At 46.0% G+C, this 16652-nt stretch carries 21 protein-coding genes and 2 pseudogenes; 6 read left to right on the top strand and 17 right to left on the bottom strand.

Features of this window, described 5'->3' with window-relative positions:
• Window positions 1–60: 60 nt before the first annotated feature.
• The 12 genes and pseudogenes from ACSEXW_RS09470 to ACSEXW_RS09410 form a co-directional block, all read right to left on the bottom strand.
• Complete coding sequence (locus ACSEXW_RS09470; protein WP_438445891.1) at window positions 61–1245, bottom strand: phosphoadenosine phosphosulfate reductase domain-containing protein; 1185 nt, start codon at window positions 1243–1245, stop codon at window positions 61–63.
• A 510-nt stretch (window positions 1246–1755) separates the two neighbouring features.
• Window positions 1756–1866, bottom strand: coding sequence for a zinc-ribbon domain-containing protein (locus ACSEXW_RS09465; RefSeq protein WP_438445890.1), 111 nt, complete (start codon window positions 1864–1866; stop codon window positions 1756–1758).
• A gap of 55 nt (window positions 1867–1921) precedes the next feature.
• The gene (locus ACSEXW_RS09460) at window positions 1922–2125 is read right to left on the bottom strand and encodes a hypothetical protein (RefSeq protein ID WP_438445889.1); all 204 of its coding nucleotides are present in this window, start codon (window positions 2123–2125) and stop codon (window positions 1922–1924) included.
• A gap of 172 nt (window positions 2126–2297) precedes the next feature.
• Window positions 2298–2444 carry a hypothetical protein gene (locus ACSEXW_RS09455; RefSeq protein ID WP_438445888.1) on the bottom strand — a complete coding sequence of 49 codons (147 nt, stop codon included), beginning with the start codon at window positions 2442–2444 and terminating at the stop codon, window positions 2298–2300.
• Complete coding sequence (locus tag ACSEXW_RS09450; RefSeq protein ID WP_500797270.1) at window positions 2441–3349, bottom strand: DnaA ATPase domain-containing protein; 909 nt, start codon at window positions 3347–3349, stop codon at window positions 2441–2443. Before ACSEXW_RS09450 ends, ACSEXW_RS09455 begins: the two co-directional genes overlap by 4 nt.
• A 40-nt stretch (window positions 3350–3389) precedes the next feature.
• Window positions 3390–4181 (bottom strand): annotated as a pseudogene (locus ACSEXW_RS28570) (DUF4373 domain-containing protein); the annotation flags it as partial.
• Between the two features lie 20 nt (window positions 4182–4201).
• The gene (locus tag ACSEXW_RS09435) at window positions 4202–4516 is read right to left on the bottom strand and encodes a hypothetical protein (protein ID WP_438445887.1); all 315 of its coding nucleotides are present in this window, start codon (window positions 4514–4516) and stop codon (window positions 4202–4204) included.
• A gap of 131 nt (window positions 4517–4647) precedes the next feature.
• A complete protein-coding gene (locus ACSEXW_RS09430) occupies window positions 4648–4929 on the bottom strand; it encodes a hypothetical protein (protein ID WP_438445886.1) in 282 nt (93 codons plus the stop codon).
• Window positions 4926–5231, bottom strand: a complete 306-nt coding sequence (locus ACSEXW_RS09425) for a hypothetical protein (RefSeq protein ID WP_438445885.1) — start codon at window positions 5229–5231, stop codon at window positions 4926–4928. The genes ACSEXW_RS09430 and ACSEXW_RS09425 overlap by 4 nt, the downstream gene beginning before the upstream one ends.
• A gap of 90 nt (window positions 5232–5321) precedes the next feature.
• The gene (locus ACSEXW_RS09420) at window positions 5322–5840 is read right to left on the bottom strand and encodes a helix-turn-helix domain-containing protein (RefSeq protein WP_438445884.1); all 519 of its coding nucleotides are present in this window, start codon (window positions 5838–5840) and stop codon (window positions 5322–5324) included.
• A 333-nt stretch (window positions 5841–6173) separates the two neighbouring features.
• On the bottom strand, window positions 6174–6401 hold the full coding sequence (locus ACSEXW_RS09415; RefSeq protein ID WP_438445883.1) for a hypothetical protein: 228 nt from the start codon (window positions 6399–6401) through the stop codon (window positions 6174–6176).
• A gap of 142 nt (window positions 6402–6543) precedes the next feature.
• On the bottom strand, window positions 6544–6750 hold the full coding sequence (locus ACSEXW_RS09410) for a helix-turn-helix transcriptional regulator (RefSeq protein WP_438446119.1): 207 nt from the start codon (window positions 6748–6750) through the stop codon (window positions 6544–6546).
• Window positions 6751–6921: 171 nt separating this feature from the next.
• On the opposite strand from ACSEXW_RS09410, the gene ACSEXW_RS09405 reads away from it, so the two are divergent.
• From ACSEXW_RS09405 to ACSEXW_RS09380, 6 genes are all read left to right on the top strand, one after another.
• Window positions 6922–7320: a helix-turn-helix domain-containing protein gene (locus ACSEXW_RS09405; protein WP_438445882.1), complete on the top strand. Its 399-nt coding sequence runs from the start codon at window positions 6922–6924 to the stop codon at window positions 7318–7320.
• Window positions 7321–7624: 304 nt separating this feature from the next.
• Window positions 7625–9181, top strand: coding sequence for a recombinase family protein (locus ACSEXW_RS09400; protein WP_438445881.1), 1557 nt, complete (start codon window positions 7625–7627; stop codon window positions 9179–9181).
• A 140-nt stretch (window positions 9182–9321) separates the two neighbouring features.
• Entirely contained in the window at window positions 9322–9804 is a 483-nt protein-coding gene (locus ACSEXW_RS09395; protein ID WP_438445880.1) for a hypothetical protein, read from the top strand.
• A gap of 239 nt (window positions 9805–10043) precedes the next feature.
• Entirely contained in the window at window positions 10044–10610 is a 567-nt protein-coding gene (locus tag ACSEXW_RS09390) for a hypothetical protein (RefSeq protein ID WP_438445879.1), read from the top strand.
• 46 nt (window positions 10611–10656) lie between these two features.
• Window positions 10657–11595: a restriction endonuclease gene (locus ACSEXW_RS09385; protein WP_438445878.1), complete on the top strand. Its 939-nt coding sequence runs from the start codon at window positions 10657–10659 to the stop codon at window positions 11593–11595.
• Between the two features lie 235 nt (window positions 11596–11830).
• Window positions 11831–12481 (top strand): hypothetical protein, encoded by a 651-nt coding sequence (locus tag ACSEXW_RS09380; RefSeq protein ID WP_438445877.1) that lies wholly within the window; start codon window positions 11831–11833, stop codon window positions 12479–12481.
• A 386-nt stretch (window positions 12482–12867) separates the two neighbouring features.
• Here ACSEXW_RS09380 and ACSEXW_RS09375 read toward each other — a convergent pair.
• The 5 genes and pseudogenes from ACSEXW_RS09375 to ACSEXW_RS09355 form a co-directional block, all read right to left on the bottom strand.
• Window positions 12868–13536, bottom strand: a pseudogene (locus ACSEXW_RS09375) (protein prkA); the annotation flags it as partial.
• A gap of 5 nt (window positions 13537–13541) precedes the next feature.
• A complete protein-coding gene (locus ACSEXW_RS09370) occupies window positions 13542–15191 on the bottom strand; it encodes a recombinase family protein (protein WP_438445876.1) in 1650 nt (549 codons plus the stop codon).
• A gap of 261 nt (window positions 15192–15452) precedes the next feature.
• Complete coding sequence (locus ACSEXW_RS09365; protein ID WP_438445875.1) at window positions 15453–16079, bottom strand: helix-turn-helix transcriptional regulator; 627 nt, start codon at window positions 16077–16079, stop codon at window positions 15453–15455.
• 147 nt (window positions 16080–16226) lie between these two features.
• The gene (locus ACSEXW_RS09360) at window positions 16227–16424 is read right to left on the bottom strand and encodes a hypothetical protein (protein WP_438445874.1); all 198 of its coding nucleotides are present in this window, start codon (window positions 16422–16424) and stop codon (window positions 16227–16229) included.
• 35 nt (window positions 16425–16459) lie between these two features.
• Window positions 16460–16652: hypothetical protein (locus ACSEXW_RS09355; protein WP_438445873.1), on the bottom strand; the 193-nt coding region annotated here is incomplete at its 5' end.

Genomic DNA, 16652 nt, shown 5'->3' with positions numbered 1-16652 from the left:
TTGATCATCTTTTCTTCAGCTATCCTCCTCCAGATCCTCGATATTCACGAACGCTCATATCTACATGGCATCCGATGTGTTGTAATATGGGTTCCAAGTGATCTGAAACCCGTCTTTCCTTCCAGATAATCGTTCATCGAAAAATTGCCCAAGTTCTTCCTCGCTTTCTAACCAAGGCCGTTCCTCTAAATCTGCTTTCCACTGCTCCTTAATGCGGTCTATCAAGCCATCAGTTATTAAAGGTTGCGGCTCTGTTTTGAACATCGTTGCCAATATTCGATTATCTTCCTGTGCTTGAAGAAACTTTTCGAAAAGTTTCATGCGGGCCATAACGGAGAATGTGCCTTTTCCGTACCCCTCTTTTTTTCCGTTTCTTCGGTATCCGGCTCGGTTTTTCGGATCTTTGAACATTTGAATCATCTCATCGCGGATGTTGGCGTATGGTTCGAACCATGGACGCAATTTAGATAGTTCCCTCGTACTTCTATCGATCTTCACAACCGGGCAAATAATACATCCGAATCGGGCACCACACGCATCTCCGCTATCCTCGTCTGACCCGGCCTTTCGACGTCTCAAACCACATTCACCAGTTGCATCCTTATAAAGCTTGCTGATTTCTTCAGCATCTCCCCATGGTGTCTTCTCTTCGGCCAGATAGCTCCATACGTCTTCAACCGTGAAGTGTACGATTGGCATGAAGGTCCTATTGTTTCCGAAATATTTGTTTTCGCCGGTTAATTCATTTATTTTAGCCTCTCGGCTTATCGACTCAGCGATCCGAACCCCAACGATTGTTAGTGATGGCTTAAGAGCCTTCATAAACTTATGCTGCGGCTCGATCTTCAGCTTATGTGTACACCATCTCTCCTTGCTCCCGTTATGGGGCAAAGGGTATCCGAGGCCTAGCACACAGAATAAAAATTCACTTCGTTCGCTTGCAGAGACCTCGGCAATTTCCACTGGTAGATTGTTATCTAAGATAAGTTTTCGCATTTTCTCGAATTCATGCTGCTTTGTCGGGTCAGTAGTTAAATCAAGTTTCGTTTGAGCAGAAGTAATGTAGACTTTGCGATTGCGTTTTTCCGGTCCAATCATAAGCAACGCACGTAATACTAACGCGGCCGTTACTGTCGAATCTTTTCCGCCGCTATAGGCAACTTGCCATGGGCCAAGGTCAGAACCGTCCGCATATGCCTTCAATATTTCGATTGTTGCTGCGCGGGACTTGTCCTTGTAATCCATTCCATTCACCTCATTCCTGATGTATCCAAACATTCAAATGGTGCTCACTCCGCCAGAACTTCCCACAGAGTCTTTTGGCCGGTTGGATGCTCATCCATTCTGGGCCGCGTCGGGTACTACTTCACGAATTCGCAAGCTTCAGAGAAGCTGATAGGCTGGGTCTCTAGCATGCCTTCACCCCTCCCATGGATTTCAATATTCATTGTGTGTCATCCGACTCTTATATTTTTCCAATTTTCGCTTCCGATCTGTTAATATTATTCATAGTTGATTGGAGGTGGAAACATTGTCGGGTGTCTATAATGATGTTGTTACAAGATGCTGTTCCAACAATGATTGCAATTTTTCATCCTATGATGCAGAGGATAAATTTTGTGGTTACTGTGGATCCAAACTTGTAATTAAGTGTGATAAATGCAAGTCGGTTCACTATAGACTTGATCTTAAATTTTGCACGAAATGCAATCATAATCTTCAACATGATGTGATTGATCTCGGTGATTTTAAACTCTAAAAGCGATTGCCGCATTTTGTGCAGAATTTATAGTCTTGTTTGTTTTCTTTTCCGCATTTTGTACAGTTCTTAGCCGTTGTATCTACGACGGCTTCTCTTTTTACCACTTGTAACAACTCCTCTTCGTAAATTAATCATCGAGCGTCATCAGAAGACGCCTCTTCAAAGCCCGCATCCCCTTCGGGTATCTTTCAATCCAATAGCATCCCTTCTTAAACTGATGTCTGCCAGATCCATCTGAAATGCCCTTGCAATTTCGTTAGAGCTCAACCCTTGATCCAACAGGCCGATAATCGCTGTTTGCATGAAAAGACGTGAAATGCCGCCCTTGCGTTTGTCGCTGATTACTCCGGTTACTGGAGGCATGTTCCCTTCCCCTTTCCCAACTTCCTCCCAGGAGGCGCACCATTACGTTTCGGCCATGCTGCTGGACTGGCTTCCCGTTGACGTTTTATGATCAGGTTCAAGTGTCTACGGCTGCATCCGAAGATCTGGGCGACTTCCTCCATACTTTTGTCGCTCTGGACATAAAACCAATTCAATCTCTTGTAGTCCACAAATCATCACCACCGTACAAGGTTTCAAGCAGTTCCTTTTTCCACTGCTCCTTCTGCCATTCCAACTCTTCGGCTATCAGCCGGCTTAACTGCTCAGGAGAGAAGTCATCGGTCTCAGTCCGTCTCATGCCCCTTCCTCCCTCCGCCGTTTCATTGCCTGGTCGCGGCGGCGGTCGCGGCCGATCATCTCGATCAGGATGGATTGGCCGATGATGCGGCTGGCGATGGCGGACCCGTTCTTGGGGAGGGTCAGCTCGATCCGATTCGGGGCATAGTTGCTGTTGATGATGGTCACCTTCCCCGGGCACACCCGCTTGTCCAGCAGGTGGAAGAGCTTGTCCTCAGTCCAGTCCGTGGTCTTGGTCTTGAACAGGTCATCGATCAGCAGGATCGGCACGTTCTCGTACCGCCACAGGACCTGGGATTCCGTCTCGTCGCTGTCCCGGTTGTAGGTGGCCTTGATCTCCTCGAATAGCTTGTCCTCCGTGGTGTAGATGGCCCGGTGGCGATGCTGGGTCAGGTAGTTCCCCATGCAATGGGTGATGAAGCTCTTCCCGGTGCCATAGGCGGACTTCCCGGCCTTGCGGGCCCGATCATCGTCCCCGCAGATGTAGATCCAGCTGCCGGCCGCCAGGTGCTCCTCGATATGCTCCACGAACCTGCGGCACTGGGTAAAAACCGTCCGGTTCTCCTCATCGATCACGGCGATCTCGAAGGTCCGCAGCCGTTCATCCGGCTTCATGCCTGCGGAGGCGTTGTATTTCTCAAAGATCTGGTCCATGTGGCAACGGCACGGCTCCACGACGGCCACCTGATGCCGGATGACGTTCCCCTTGTAACGGTATTGCTCGTCCTCCACCCACCGGAAGGAGTTGATGGTTCCCTCCCCGTCACACAGGCCGTAAGGGCACTTACTGGCTCCCGACGGCGAAGAGTTGGGTGAGCTCCTGATCTGAGATTGATAACGGTTGGCCCTCTCTCGAATCTCCCGAAGCATGGCGGCGGTACCCGCCGGATCGACTGCCCTGCGCATGTCCTTGCCCTCCCTTGTGTGTGGAATCGGCCATCTCGATGCAGACTCTGGAATACTGGCGCCGGAGCTTGTCCGGGCTCAAGATATTCCGCTGCCAGAAGGTGTTCCGGGAGATCCAGTCCATCACCTGATGGATCTCTTCCTTGTCCCGCTCGTCAATCTCCACCATCTTCCGAAAATCATCCGCCCACACCTGCATATTCGCGTTCCGTACCAAGTGCCCAACATTGATCCCCTCGGCGTATGCCATGATTCGCTGATGAAAGGTAGAGGCCATTCGGTAATAGGGACTGTCCTCGGCATAGGAGTGCCGAGAAGATGTCTTTTTATTTCCTTTCCTTTCTTTTTCTTTCCTTTCCTTTAATGCATCCGGGGTGCATGTCTCTTGCAATGCATTTGCATCCGGTTTGCTCTCACTTTGCATGTCTGAATCCGGAGGGCCTTGTTGTTCGCGGCTTTTGTCCCATCGGGCATTCGCGGCTGCACTCCTCCTCTCGGAGGTTTTCTCCCTCTTCTCCATCCTTCGGAGCAGGGACTTGCTCCAGAACCAAGACTCATCCGAGGCGAATAATTCGAACTCCGTGATGCAATCTTGGATAAATTGCTGTGCATCTTCGATGCATTTGCATTCCATTTGCTTCTTGTATGCATCCCAGATGTATTTCCCTTGCAAGGGCAAGCGGTACTGATCCGCCTCTCGCATCATCTCGATCAGGACCCAATACCAGCCGTACCCCTCCGAGCCGTAGACGGCCCGCATGGCCCCTATCTTGGGGTCGTTACGCGCATTGCTGTCATGTGAGAAATAATAGGCTTCCTTCAGTGGGATCACCCCCTTCCTGCCTCCAAAATTCACAACCCATAACGCTTCTGAATGGCTCTATATGCGATCTCTTTATTGGTTGCGTCCAGATAATCCATATCCGACAGATTGACCTTGTGACGCTCGTTGAATAGATGCAGAGCAAGATGCAGCATGAACTTCTCCGACTGGCTCCAGGGCGCGGAGAGCTTCTTCAATTTCTGAGCATAGATCGTGCAGGAGTTCGTATCGATGTAATCTGTAGTAAGATACCTCCGAAGCTTGTCGTGGTGACTGAAGATATGAATGAGTCCTTTCCAATAGCGGTTATGGAGCAGGTGCTGGGGAAAGTATTGGTTTTCCAAAAATCATCATCTCCATATAGAGGGATTGGTTATTTTCTGGCGAATATTGGAATTTGTTGAGGAGCTGGTGATCGAATAAGCATATTTCTGATGTACCTCTACTGTTCCATGCAAGGTACGGCTGGTCTCTATCATCGAGACTGACTAAGAGCCCACATATAGCACTCGATCTCATGGAGAACACAGGCTTCCTTTTGCACTTCTGTTAATACAGGATTACTGATAATCTCGGCGATCCTCTTCTTCAATAGAAACAGCGGGTCCCTGCGTTCCTGCCGTTTTTGCAATTCATGGGATGCTTGATGGATCCACTCTTCAAACACACTGCGCTCCATCGCTTCCAGCTCCATCAGAGTAGGTAGGTATGGTTCCTCCTTGACTGCTACATCATTTAATCGCATCTCAGAATTCATGCTTCTACCACCCTTTCAAGATGGGATCCAACGGAATAGGGGACCTTGTCACTCCGACTCCAAGCGGGTATACTGAGATCAGGCATTTTTTCTAAGGTTCTGAAGAATGAGTCGCCCTGGCCGGCGGCTTTTTCTTTTTGTCCAAAAAGCGCTTGTTCCAATTCCGCGATCCGTCCGTTCAGGAAATCTTCGGCGGCGGGCCGGACTTCCGGGTCACTGATCCCCGGGTTTGTCTGCAGCTCCGCGAGGCAATAACAGAGGAAGCTCAGCCGTTGGTACGCTTCGGCTTTACGTCTGGTCATTCGATCAACACCACCATAGTTGGAATGAGATAACTTAATATTGCGGCTAGACAACAGATCACGAAGAGCTTGTCCTTCACTTCGAGTCCCTCACGCGATATACTTCTTGCTCTTCAATTCCTTGCGGTGCTCCCGCCACAGGCCCAGCCAAGAAAAGCAGTACTCCTTACAAAGAATCGCCACATGCATGGTCAGAGCGGTGATGGCCTCGATGCACTCCATGATGGCCGCCCGAATGGCTGCCTTGTCTTGCTCTGTCAGCTGCTCCCGGCGCTTCGTAATCGGGATCCGGCTCAGGGCTTCACGGGCCTCGTCCACCTCTTCGATGGTCTTCAGGTGGGTGATGCCCTTGTTCAGGTCTGCATGCGAGCCGTTCAGGTACGGCACACTGGCACCGCCGGTAACTTCATCCTGCGCGGCCAAGGCAATGAAAGGATCGTCTAACTGCTCAATAGCTTGCCGCATGGCTTGTCGTGGCATCTTCCTTGTTCCCTTGATGTACTTTCCCAGTGTTGAAGGATCGACGTGCAGGATGTTCGAAGAGAACGCTTTTGCGGTGATGTTCCGTTCCTCCATCGCCTGCTGGAGGTTTTGTCCGAAAACTCCCATTATAGGCACCTCTTTGTCCATTACTCCGCCTTTTGCTGGACATACCAGCGAGGTATGATGAAATTGCCAATGACAATCCCATTTTTCCCGCCGGATGACCCTTTATCTTGGCGGGCATTTTTTTTGGAAAGGGTCTGATGTGGTGAAGACAACTCTGGATATTCGGGTGATTGCCAAGCAGCTCGGAATATCACTAGATGAGTTCATGAAACAAATTCAGCAATAGTTCGTTTGGGTTCTACAGCAATTTTCGCGGTACAGCACGGACGTGGCCATCAAGCTTCATGCGGGGGCTTGTCCACTCATGCAGGGCTTAGGCAGCCCTGTCCTACATCATTCCTTTGCTGCTGCGGTCAGTTGCCTCGTGTAGGAATCGATAAGGTCACAGAAAGCATTGTTCATCCGGATCATCACGGGATCTCCCTGTTCCAAGCCCTTGTCAAAGTCAGCTTGGATTTCATCCGGAGTCATGGTCCACCACTTCAGGCGTTCACCGTTGAATAATGAAACCTTGCATTGTCCGTTGTGAAGGTAAACCACTTTGTCCGGTTGCTTATCCATCCCCATCCCCCCTGGTACTAAGGTATGTTTGGGGACAAGCTGTGAATGACTTGACATTGGAAAAGCCTCCTCTCTATTCCGGCACGGAGATGACATGACTACTGCTGAAACAGTCTGATCGATAAGATCGGATACTAGGAAATTAAGATATTTTGTTCGACCACATTTCGTGATCGTTTGAACTAAAAAAAAGTTCATCAACTGTTACACAGAAATAAGCGGCAAGTTTCATTTGGAGTTGTCGTCTAGGAAAACGATGCCCCGACTCAATCATTGCGTATGTACTAACTGGTATTTGCAGATCTTCAGCCACTGCCTTTTGAGATTTAGTACCTCTTAGATGTATCATCTTTGAATTTTTATATTTCACCTTATCACCCACCAATCGATCACATTTAGTGAACTCCGTGTCTATATGATAGTCACGTTTCGTGATCTTGTCAATAATAAAAATCACTTTTCGTGACCATCATTTATTAATCACATTTCGTGATGTATCTTTGAATAAGAGGTGATCAAGTTGAGCGTTTTCAGTGATCGGTTAACGCAATTAAGATTAAGAAAAAATTATTCCCAAAGTGAACTTGCTGCTCGTCTAAATATTGCCAAGAGTACACTTGCAATGTATGAAATAGGGAAACGAGAGCCCAGCTTTGAGATCACTGAAAAAATCGCTGATTTCTTTGAGACGAATGTGGACTACCTTTTGGGGAGGACTGATGATCCCTCTTCTATTGGAAAACCCTCAAACATGCCGGCGGAGTGGGTTCAACTATATAATGAAATACATGAATTGGGTGTGGAGCTAGAGGCAACAGCCATACTTCGGACAGCTTCAGGAATGTCCAAGGAAACGTTGGAAGACGTGCTCAAAATGTTAAAGCACGTGAAGTCAGCGAAAGATAACCAACAAAAATAAAGTAAATCTGCCTATGTACTTATCTCAGACAAAGTACCTGCTTAAACAACTCCGGTAACAGCAGGTACTCACACCAATCTGGGCTGAAATTTGGGAAATGCAACTTAGCTTCAATACCTACAGATACTCAACTGCCGCGAATACTTGGCATCTCGTTGGATGGTTCAGAAAGAAGAGCCGTTCTTTTTTTATAGTAACAGATGTAAATAATTTCTTAATTTATAAATATTTATACGACAAATATCGACAACACAACGGTTCACACTGCGTGGACCACTATTTTTGACAGGAGGTATACTGCTCTATGAATCGATTAAAGAATCTTGATGTAGCCTTATATCTCCGCAAAAGCCAAGCTGACATCCAGCAAGAAAGGGAGGCTACAGCCCGAGGAGAGGCGTACGACACCCTTGGAAAGCACCGTACAGAGCTACTCTCTATCTGCAAAAGGGATGAGCATAACGTATTGGACTTATACGAGGAAGTGGTCTCCGGTGACATGATCGCAGCCCGCCCGGAGATGCAGAAGCTACTTGAAAACATCAACCGTCTAAAATACGACGCTGTTCTTGTTGTGGACATTGACCGGCTTGGCCGCGGCGATAAGATGGACCAAGGATTAATCGAAAGGGCCTTCAGACGTTCCGGTACATTAATCATAACCCCCACCGACACATACGACATGAATGAGGAATCCGGCGAGTTCAGCGTAGAGGTCAAAACATTCCTTGCCAGGATGGAATACAAGCAGATTAAGAAACGTCTTCTTAACGGTAAGAAGCGTTCGGCAAGGGAAGGCAAGAACATGTCTACCAAGCCCCCATACGGCTATATGGTTGGGAAGGACCTGAAACTCATCATTAACGAGGAGGAAGCCAAGATCGTTCGGCTTATGTTCCAATGGTGCCTAGACGGACTGGGGAGGGTTGCAATCGCTGATCGACTGACGGAAATGGGTATCCCTAATCCTTCCGGCAGAAGGGAATGGAGCCATGTCACCGTTCGAAAAATCTTGGACAACCCCAAATATACGGGTGACCAGGTTTATGGTCGGGTCAAATGGACCAAGCAAGACGATGGACGATATACGACTAAGAAGATCAATGACCCGTCGCTTCTAACGGTGGTAGAAGGCGCTCATGAGGCCATCATTGATAAGCCGACCTTCGACAAGGTCGCAGACTTAATTAAGTCTAGGGTGAAAGTTCCCGTTCGTCAGGACCATGAGCAAGTGAATGCCTTTGCCACCCTGCTGCGCTGCAAGAAGTGCGGCAAGGCCATGCTGGCCAATAATCCGTCAAATCGACCGAACATCTACATCTATTGCGATTCCCATAACCGATGTGGGCAGAAGATGGTCGCTTTAAATAAAGTGGAAGAAGTGGTCCTAAGCCAACTAGAGCAGATTCTTGAGCAGCTTAAGAGGAACACCAGGTACCGGGAAAAGAAAAAGCAAGATGATGAATTAGTGGCTAATCTCGCGGAGAAACGTGTGGAGAAGCTGAAAGAGGAACTTACGAAGGCGCACAAGAGGAAAAATCGACTTCATGATCTTCTAGAAGACGATACCTATACCAAAGACGAGTTCCTAGAACGGATGAAAGCCGTTCAAGAGCAAGTAAAACAGGTCGAAGCCGATCTGACCCAGGCAGAAGAAAAAGTTATTGCAATACGCCAACAGATGGGCATCGAGTCTAAAACTATCCCCGCTATCGAACACATTCTTGAAGTACTACGCACCTCCAAGAGCGCTAAGGAAAAGAACATAGCTTTAAAATCAGTGATTAAGGAAATCCGGTACAACCGCGAGAAAGAATGGAAAGGCCCTTATGAATTTGAGCTGGAGATTGAGTTATCTTGATGGGAGACAGAATTATACTAACCGGGTAAAGCGTTAGACAACCTGCTTAAGGTCCCGAATAACTACCTGAAAAGATCAATCATTGAAGTTCGTGAAAAAGCAGTTAGGCTAACGATTTAGCAAAGAAAGGAAAAAGACAAATGCAACTTCAAACTGCGATAATAACTTCTACGCTAACTGTAATAAGCGGCTTAATTGTTTTCTTTTTTAGTCAAATAATACTTAAATATATCATTGAACCACTTTCAGACTTTAGAAAGCTACGATCTCAGATTTCAGTCCAACTCGTTTATTATGCAAATATCTATTCAAATCAATTTACTTATAACGAAGAGAATGCAAGAGATGAAAAGCTAGTCAATCGACTTGATGAAGTATCTATTACATTTAGGAAACTAGCAAGTGAATTAATCGGTATTTCAAACACAATTCCATATTATAATCTTTTTACGATCCTACGAATAATACCAAGTAGAAATAATATTAAAAATGCATCTTCAAATCTTATAGGACTATCAAACTCAATATGGAAATTTGGGAGTAATGATGAAGATAGTAATTTAAGATACAACAAGGAAAGAAAGAATGAAATTGTAAGACTACTTAAAATAAAATCAATGTGAAAGTATCTCGAGAGGGCTAATCCATCGCCTAAACGTATTCACTCTGCGAGCCTGGAGGCCCTTGGTCTGCAAGAGGCTTTTCGAAGGAGCGTATTCAGCAGACAACCCTGCACTGGTTAAGTCCGTCGGACCCGGGGCTAACGATCCTTAAGCCAGTGAGGGTTCGTGAATAAAAGAACGTTATCGAAAACCCTTACAGTACTTGAAAGTAATTACTTGGTAAACTCGGAGGTGTAAAAATGAGTGATAAAATATTTCACGAAACGTACCCTGCTTATAAAAAAATAGAAGCAGAGCGTGAAAAATACCCAACACGAGAGGAATTATCTGAATTTATTAATAATCCGTCTATGTTTTATTTTAATGTTAATAACAAGACGACTATTGTGGCACTCATTGATGATTGTGAGCCAAATAATACTACTGCGTTCTTATTAACTGTTACCAGAGAGTATTATCAATTTTTATTTATTGAGGATAACCACAAAATATTTTTAGTTAATATATTCCCAATAGGAGTTAGTTTTCCATTTGATGAATCAGTGGCATTATTTGATATATATATTAATCCTAATAACAAATACACATTGTCTAATAACAGCAAGATATATTTTGTACTGAATACTGATGGAGCATTTATTAATTATTCTGAAGCTGTGCATTGTAGTTGGGGGAATTTGAAAACTAATGAATTTTTATGGAAGGATTTCGAATTACAATATAGTCTAGGTATTTATCATGAAGGGGATTTTTTATTTAGAAGATATGGAAATTTAATGATTATATATAACTTTATCAGAAATTAACAAATTGATAGATCATTCGAAGTGATATAGAGAAAGGAAACTAAAGATGGAACATCTACAAGATTTTTATACAGAAAATTTCGAAAATTTCAATGAATGGTTTGAATTAATACGTAAAGGGGATTTTGTATACCCACAGTTAAGGATTCCTTATGAGGAGTGGCTTGAAGAATATATTGAATTAATTAATACCAAAACAATAAGTGAGGTAAAAGAATTATTACGATGTCTGCTGGTTCCAGTACACAGAAATACTGATGTTGAATATTTTAAGCTGTACCAAAACTTAAAGAGCTCCGACCAGATGTTGAATCCAAAACTTCAAGAATTATTATCAGGTATGGACTCTAATGAAATGTATAAAAGAATAGGAAATGGTAACGATGCCTGGGAGGGTGTTACTTGGATTTTAGAGCTACTACCGTATTCGCCTTATCAAGCAGTAATATCTTTGGAAGGTTATGCGTACTCTCAGCCTAATCTTCCGGATGATAGGATAATTGGAATTAGTCAATGTGTAAAGATCATTTATGCCAGATTTATACATCTAGATAAACCCAAGAGGAATCTATTGAATCTACAACCTGTAGAATTTGAGTGGTTAATAGAGTACTTGTATTCGAGGATGGGGTACAAAACACAATGGACTTCTATGACAAGGGACGGAGGAAAAGATATCATAGCCTCAATAACGCGAGCTGATGGGGAAGAACGTGTTTATATCGAATGTAAGTTATACAATACTACAGAACTAAGTAATCAACATGTTAAAACATTTGCTTATACCGTCAATGATGATAAGATCAATCGAGGTGTAATATTTTGCACTGGCTATGCAAATAACGCACTTAAAAATATTGATCAGAGAATTACAATTATTAATTATGAAGGTATTAATGTACTTTTGAACTCTCATTTGGGTAGTGACTGGGATGAAAGACTCGATAAGATCATTAAATTCCAAAGAAATAAGTTCAAGAGTTAAAGTGGATTATTCAATGAAGACAGGTACTTCAGATAACAACGTATCCACACGGCGGTCGCTGGCGCCCCCTAGGTCCATCCGAGGCATTTCGGAGAAGCGGATTCAGACGTACAACCCTGCACTGGCTAATTCTTCGACCCGCCGCTTACGCGGCTTAAGCCAGTGAGAGTTCGTGGATACAACATTAGTGAAATTACCGCAATTAATAAATTCCAAAAACATTAGGGGAGCAAAAATGAATAAAATCGAAGAGAATTTTAATGTCCTCGTTAATATCATTAAACACAAATGGAATAATATTAGCACTGAATTTGACTCAATAATAGATGTTATGCCAGATGAAGTTGAAATTGATATTTACAGCAGAACAGTGTTAAATACTTATTTCAAACCTGAGACTGAGTCAGAATTAAAAGAGTTTGAGGGATATTTCTTTTCATTTGGAGAACTATTAAATAGAACATTGCTAGAAGAATACTCGAACGTGTACTCTTATATTGAATCTAGCACGCATTTAATTATTAAAGAAATGAATAAAGAACTTGAATACAAGAGATATAAGACAATTCCGAAATTATCCAAGAAATCAGAATTCTTTAAAATGATTGAATTCATTGACGGAAATATTTATAAGTTTATTGAGAGCGATCACATCACTATTAATTTAATTGAAAAACATATAAGAAAAGTTAGAAATGATGGGCTGCATACCCCCTACGAAAGTATAGGGAATGAGATAAAAAATGCAATCTTAATAAATAACAATAATGTTGATCGAAGACTTAGAGAGGTTTATTCTCTTTTCCTTGATAATATTAATTCATTGTATGAAGTAGCAGAAGACTATAAGAATATATTGTTAAAGATACTTTCTGGAAAAGAGTAAATAAAGATAGCAACTCAAAGAAGGCGGTAACACCAACACCGTATTCACGCGGCGGGCTCGATGGCCCTTGGGCTGCATGAGGCATGTCGGGGAAGAAGCATCTGCAATGGTTAAGTGTCAGTCGGATCCGGGGCTAGTGCCCCTTAAGCCAGTGAGTGTTCGTGAATACAAAAACGTTATCGGAAAGATATGCATTACATTGTTATGTGGGGATGAAGGTTCACTACAAATAGAAACCAGATTTTCAGGAGTAACCACTCATATAAAGACAAGCACTATCATTATTATCCGACCGTAAGTCTCCCACAACTTTTCTCGAACACTCCGTCAAATAAATAATGGAAGGCTGGAGTTGCAGTCAGCCTTCCAACTTGTATATATCCCCTATCTTTGCATTTCGTCCAATTGCAAAACGCCTCGATATTGTCCAGATAGTTGTTGAACAGGGTCTTGGCGGACTCCTCGAAGGAATAGACGAAGGCCTTCTGGATCTCCTTCTTGGCCAGCTCGTCGTACTCCTTGCGTGCGGTGGAGATGAAGTTCAGGTAGCGCTCCCGCTCCTCCTTGGTAATGGACGCATGCTGGTCCAGGCCGTCCTTCAGGGCCCGCAGCACGTCGAGCGCGTTGATGCACTGCACATCCTTGCGGATCAGAGCACTGGAGATCCGGTTGATGACGTAGCGGGGGTCGATGCCCGTCATGCCCTCCTCGGTATGCTCGTTCTGCATCTCCTTCAGATCGGCTTCCTTGTAGCCCTCGATGGCCTCGCCGTCGTACATGCGCATCTTTTTGACCAGATCCATGCCCTGCTTCTTGGTCTCCTTCAGCCGGGTCAGGATGGAGAAGATGGCAGCCGACTTCAACGCATGAGGGGCAATATGGACGTTGCTCATATCCGATTGCTTGATCAGCTTGCCGTAGATCTTCTCCTCATCGGACACCCGCAGATTGTAAGGAATCTGCATAACGATCATCCGGGACTGGAGCGCCTCGTTCTTCTTGTTGGCGATAAACGACTTGTACTCGGATTCGTTGGTGTGCGCCACGATCAGTTCATAGGTTAATCATTCATAGTACCAAATATTGAAGGGGTCAGCAGGTTGTATTTCAACTCTGGATAAATCATGTGTTTGGCAGGGTTTCGGCCTCGTCCTTTCTCCAACACTTCAACCCCAACGCGATGAAATACCATCCGGAGGATTTTGTTGCGGTCTGACTTATGTGTCGCCGACTTATACGTTGAGAGCACAGCAGACAAGTTCTTGCGAATCTCAGCCGGGTCTATCACGGGATTAGCCATTTCAGGTTCATCGATTTTCATGGCCTCAAGTTGTGCCAGTTCCTGATCGATTTCTCTTTTTCGCTCAAGGAACATCTCGTCTGTATAGATCTCCGACTCGTATTTTTCAAAGATGAACTTCATGCGGTTTTTCAGCTCACGCCGACGTTGATCCACGTGTTGGGCAAGATCGGCAGCCGTCATTCGTTTTGTGTTCCGCTCCTGTTCCGCTAAGATCTTAGAAAACTGATCTTGAAACAGGTCATCATCATCTAGCTCGACAAAATAAGTTAAGGCCGCAAGGAGGTCTTCCTCGATCGAACGGTATTTGACAAAGGTGCAACCGGCGGTCGTGCACCACAGAAATTCCTTCTCGTAGGTACTTATTTCACCGGCTTTGGTCGTGTATTTCTGGATGCTAAATTGGCGTACCATCTTACGGCCGCATGCTATGCAATAACAAAGGCCGGCCAACTCGCATGGGTCAAATTCCAATTTGGTTCTGGGCTTGCCTCTCGACTCTCGGTCCTTCTCCTGAGCCTTTTCCCAGGTCTCAATATCAATGATCGGCTCATGTGAATTCTCAACCACGATGTGCTCCTCTGCAGGGCGTTCGACTCGCTTTCCACCAACCGTCTCGTGTGTCCGAAAACGAATGGTACCGATGTACCGATCGTTCGTTAACAGGCTCCGCAGTTGAATCGGCCGCCATTCTTCGTAACCTCTGGCTGTACGAAGTGGGGTGTGCCGCTTAATATATGTCGCCAGCGCCCTGAAACTCACATCGCGACGAGTCCCATCCTCCCGCGGTACGCCATTTACGTATAAATCAAAAATGGTCCGGACCACGGCAGCCTCTTCTTCGTCAATTACCAATTTTCCAGTATTTTTGTTATACGTGTACCCAAAGGGTGCTCGTCCGGCAACCCATTTCCCAGCCATGGCGCTGTTGTATCGGCCACCCGTCAACCGCTCCCTCGTCGTTTCAAACTCTTCGCGGGAAAGGAATAGCTCAAACCGAATTTGCCGGGCGTCAGAAGGATTGTTCGGATCATACACTTTGTATGGAGTGATGATGTAAATTCGATTTTCCCGAAGCAGATCATAGATAATTCCCATATCAGTATAGCTGCCGCGGCCCATCCGGGAGATTTCCTTGACAGCAATTGCGTCGTATTTCTTGGATCGTAGGTCTTCAATGACAGTCTGAAACACTGGCCGCGTGCTGATTTTGTCACCAGATCCAACTTCCGTGCGTTGATCGTATGGAATGCCAAGAGGATCAAGGACACGGTCCATGATCTGCTTCTGCTCAGTCAGCACATCATCTCCGGTTCTCCGTTCGCGTTCTTCATCCTGCCGAGACTTACGCAGATAGTTCAAAATGGACTCAATACCCAGACTTTTCAAGTAACTTGCACTAACGGCCATATACTCCATCCTTTTTGGGTTATCTTTTTGGTTTGATACTAATATATCATAAAGTCAAAAAGAAAAGCCACCGTCATGCCTCGGTGGCTACCTTTCGTTTGCTGGCCAATTCGATAAGAATGAGTCCCCGGTACAGTTCGATGAGTTCTTCACGCGTTGGCCTTCGTTCAGGGACGATGAATCCAATCATCCCGTGCTTCCCAGGGACCACCACCGATACACGATTCCTGATGTCGTCTTTATCTGTATCACTCATGATAATCACCTCGGGCTCGTGATGTTAAATTCTATGCTTGAACCATCCCCTCCAAGCACCATCTTACGGATAATGATTTGCCTGTCTCTTTCTGCTGTTCGTTTACTTACCCCCGCCCTCAGCGCAATGTCCGTCATCTTCAGACCCTGCAGCAGTCCCTGCAGTACGACCTGCTCCCTCGGATCCGTGATCATAGCCGCGGCGCGATCAACCCGATCCACCCGTTCCCGCAGTTCCCGCAGCCGAGTCACCATCAAGCTGTACCGGTCATCGTCTTCCTCGTCTGGGGCCGTACACGGGGGCAGTGTCGCCTCGATGCCGTACTTGGCCACCAGGGAGGAGGCCGGCCCCCCGTCGATCTCTCCATCCATCCGGGCCAGCTGCTCCTCCAGGTCTTGAATCTTCTGCTGATTCCACATGTAGGACTTGATGTCGGCCTCCATCTGCTGGAGGAGGAAGGAGGCGAGGTCGATGCTTCGTTTCTGCTCCAGCTCTTCATGATGATCCCACTCGTAACAGGCCGTAACGTGGCCGATGTGGCAGCCGTGGACCCGGCACCGGGCACTCTCCCCCCACATGGTCCCGGGGCAACCCGCACATATGTTCTCCCTAAGGGCCGACAAATCCCCCATAGAGGCATCACCTCCGGTTTTATTCGTGAAACTACTTACGCCCGATTTTTAGCAAAATCGCAATTCCAAGGAACATCCAAAAAATGATGAGTGCAACACCAGATCTATCCATGGTCTACCTCGATCCTCGATATTCATTGTGTTTAATCAGCACCGCCGGCGTCCCGCGAGCTTCTGGATCCGCATCAGCTCACCTTGCTTGCTGTACCGGCGGCTGTGCCGGATCATCGGCGCTATCTGGGCGTATAGCGGCCGGTCCTTCCGCTTCCTCCCGTAATACTCATCGGTCTCCTTGATCAGCTGCCCCGAATGTTGCACACAGACCGGCAACATACTGAATTCCATCAGGCCGTGTTCTTGGCATCCCGGTATCCTGCACCTCACGCCGGATCCCTTCTTCCAGCCAGGCGCCCGACCATCTTCTCCAGGTGCATCCGGTTCTGCTTTTCAAAATACCGCCGGACCGCATCGTCCGTATTGTCGACCAATAGCTCCTGCAGCTGCTTGCGGATCAGCCCGACGAAGGCCTGGCCGGCATCGTACAGCTCCGACGCTGCCCGGTTGATGTCGATG

Source organism: Oryzibacillus soli, from assembly GCF_051594765.1.
In the GTDB taxonomy this organism is placed as follows: domain Bacteria; phylum Bacillota; class Bacilli; order Paenibacillales; family NBRC-103111; genus Paenibacillus_AR.
The sequence above is the reverse complement of the archived record's forward strand: the minus strand, read 5'-3'. Positions and strand labels throughout refer to the sequence as shown.

Excerpts from the sequence above, each read along its gene's own strand:
- ACSEXW_RS09470 (WP_438445891.1), bottom strand. The coding sequence starts at position 1,245 with ATGGATTACAAGGACAAGTCCCGCGCAGCAACAATCGAAATATTGAAG.
- ACSEXW_RS09460 (WP_438445889.1), bottom strand. The coding sequence starts at position 2,125 with ATGCCTCCAGTAACCGGAGTAATCAGCGACAAACGCAAGGGCGGCATT.
- ACSEXW_RS09455 (WP_438445888.1), bottom strand. The coding sequence starts at position 2,444 with ATGAGACGGACTGAGACCGATGACTTCTCTCCTGAGCAGTTAAGCCGG.
- ACSEXW_RS09450 (WP_500797270.1), bottom strand. The coding sequence starts at position 3,349 with ATGCGCAGGGCAGTCGATCCGGCGGGTACCGCCGCCATGCTTCGGGAG.
- ACSEXW_RS09430 (WP_438445886.1), bottom strand. The coding sequence starts at position 4,929 with ATGAATTCTGAGATGCGATTAAATGATGTAGCAGTCAAGGAGGAACCA.
- ACSEXW_RS09425 (WP_438445885.1), bottom strand. The coding sequence starts at position 5,231 with ATGACCAGACGTAAAGCCGAAGCGTACCAACGGCTGAGCTTCCTCTGT.
- ACSEXW_RS09420 (WP_438445884.1), bottom strand. The coding sequence starts at position 5,840 with ATGGGAGTTTTCGGACAAAACCTCCAGCAGGCGATGGAGGAACGGAAC.
- ACSEXW_RS09415 (WP_438445883.1), bottom strand. The coding sequence starts at position 6,401 with ATGGATAAGCAACCGGACAAAGTGGTTTACCTTCACAACGGACAATGC.
- ACSEXW_RS09410 (WP_438446119.1), bottom strand. The coding sequence starts at position 6,750 with ATGATACATCTAAGAGGTACTAAATCTCAAAAGGCAGTGGCTGAAGAT.
- ACSEXW_RS09400 (WP_438445881.1), top strand. The coding sequence starts at position 7,625 with ATGAATCGATTAAAGAATCTTGATGTAGCCTTATATCTCCGCAAAAGC.
- ACSEXW_RS09395 (WP_438445880.1), top strand. The coding sequence starts at position 9,322 with ATGCAACTTCAAACTGCGATAATAACTTCTACGCTAACTGTAATAAGC.
- ACSEXW_RS09390 (WP_438445879.1), top strand. The coding sequence starts at position 10,044 with ATGAGTGATAAAATATTTCACGAAACGTACCCTGCTTATAAAAAAATA.
- ACSEXW_RS09385 (WP_438445878.1), top strand. The coding sequence starts at position 10,657 with ATGGAACATCTACAAGATTTTTATACAGAAAATTTCGAAAATTTCAAT.
- ACSEXW_RS09380 (WP_438445877.1), top strand. The coding sequence starts at position 11,831 with ATGAATAAAATCGAAGAGAATTTTAATGTCCTCGTTAATATCATTAAA.
- ACSEXW_RS09370 (WP_438445876.1), bottom strand. The coding sequence starts at position 15,191 with ATGGCCGTTAGTGCAAGTTACTTGAAAAGTCTGGGTATTGAGTCCATT.
- ACSEXW_RS09365 (WP_438445875.1), bottom strand. The coding sequence starts at position 16,079 with ATGGGGGATTTGTCGGCCCTTAGGGAGAACATATGTGCGGGTTGCCCC.
- ACSEXW_RS09360 (WP_438445874.1), bottom strand. The coding sequence starts at position 16,424 with ATGGAATTCAGTATGTTGCCGGTCTGTGTGCAACATTCGGGGCAGCTG.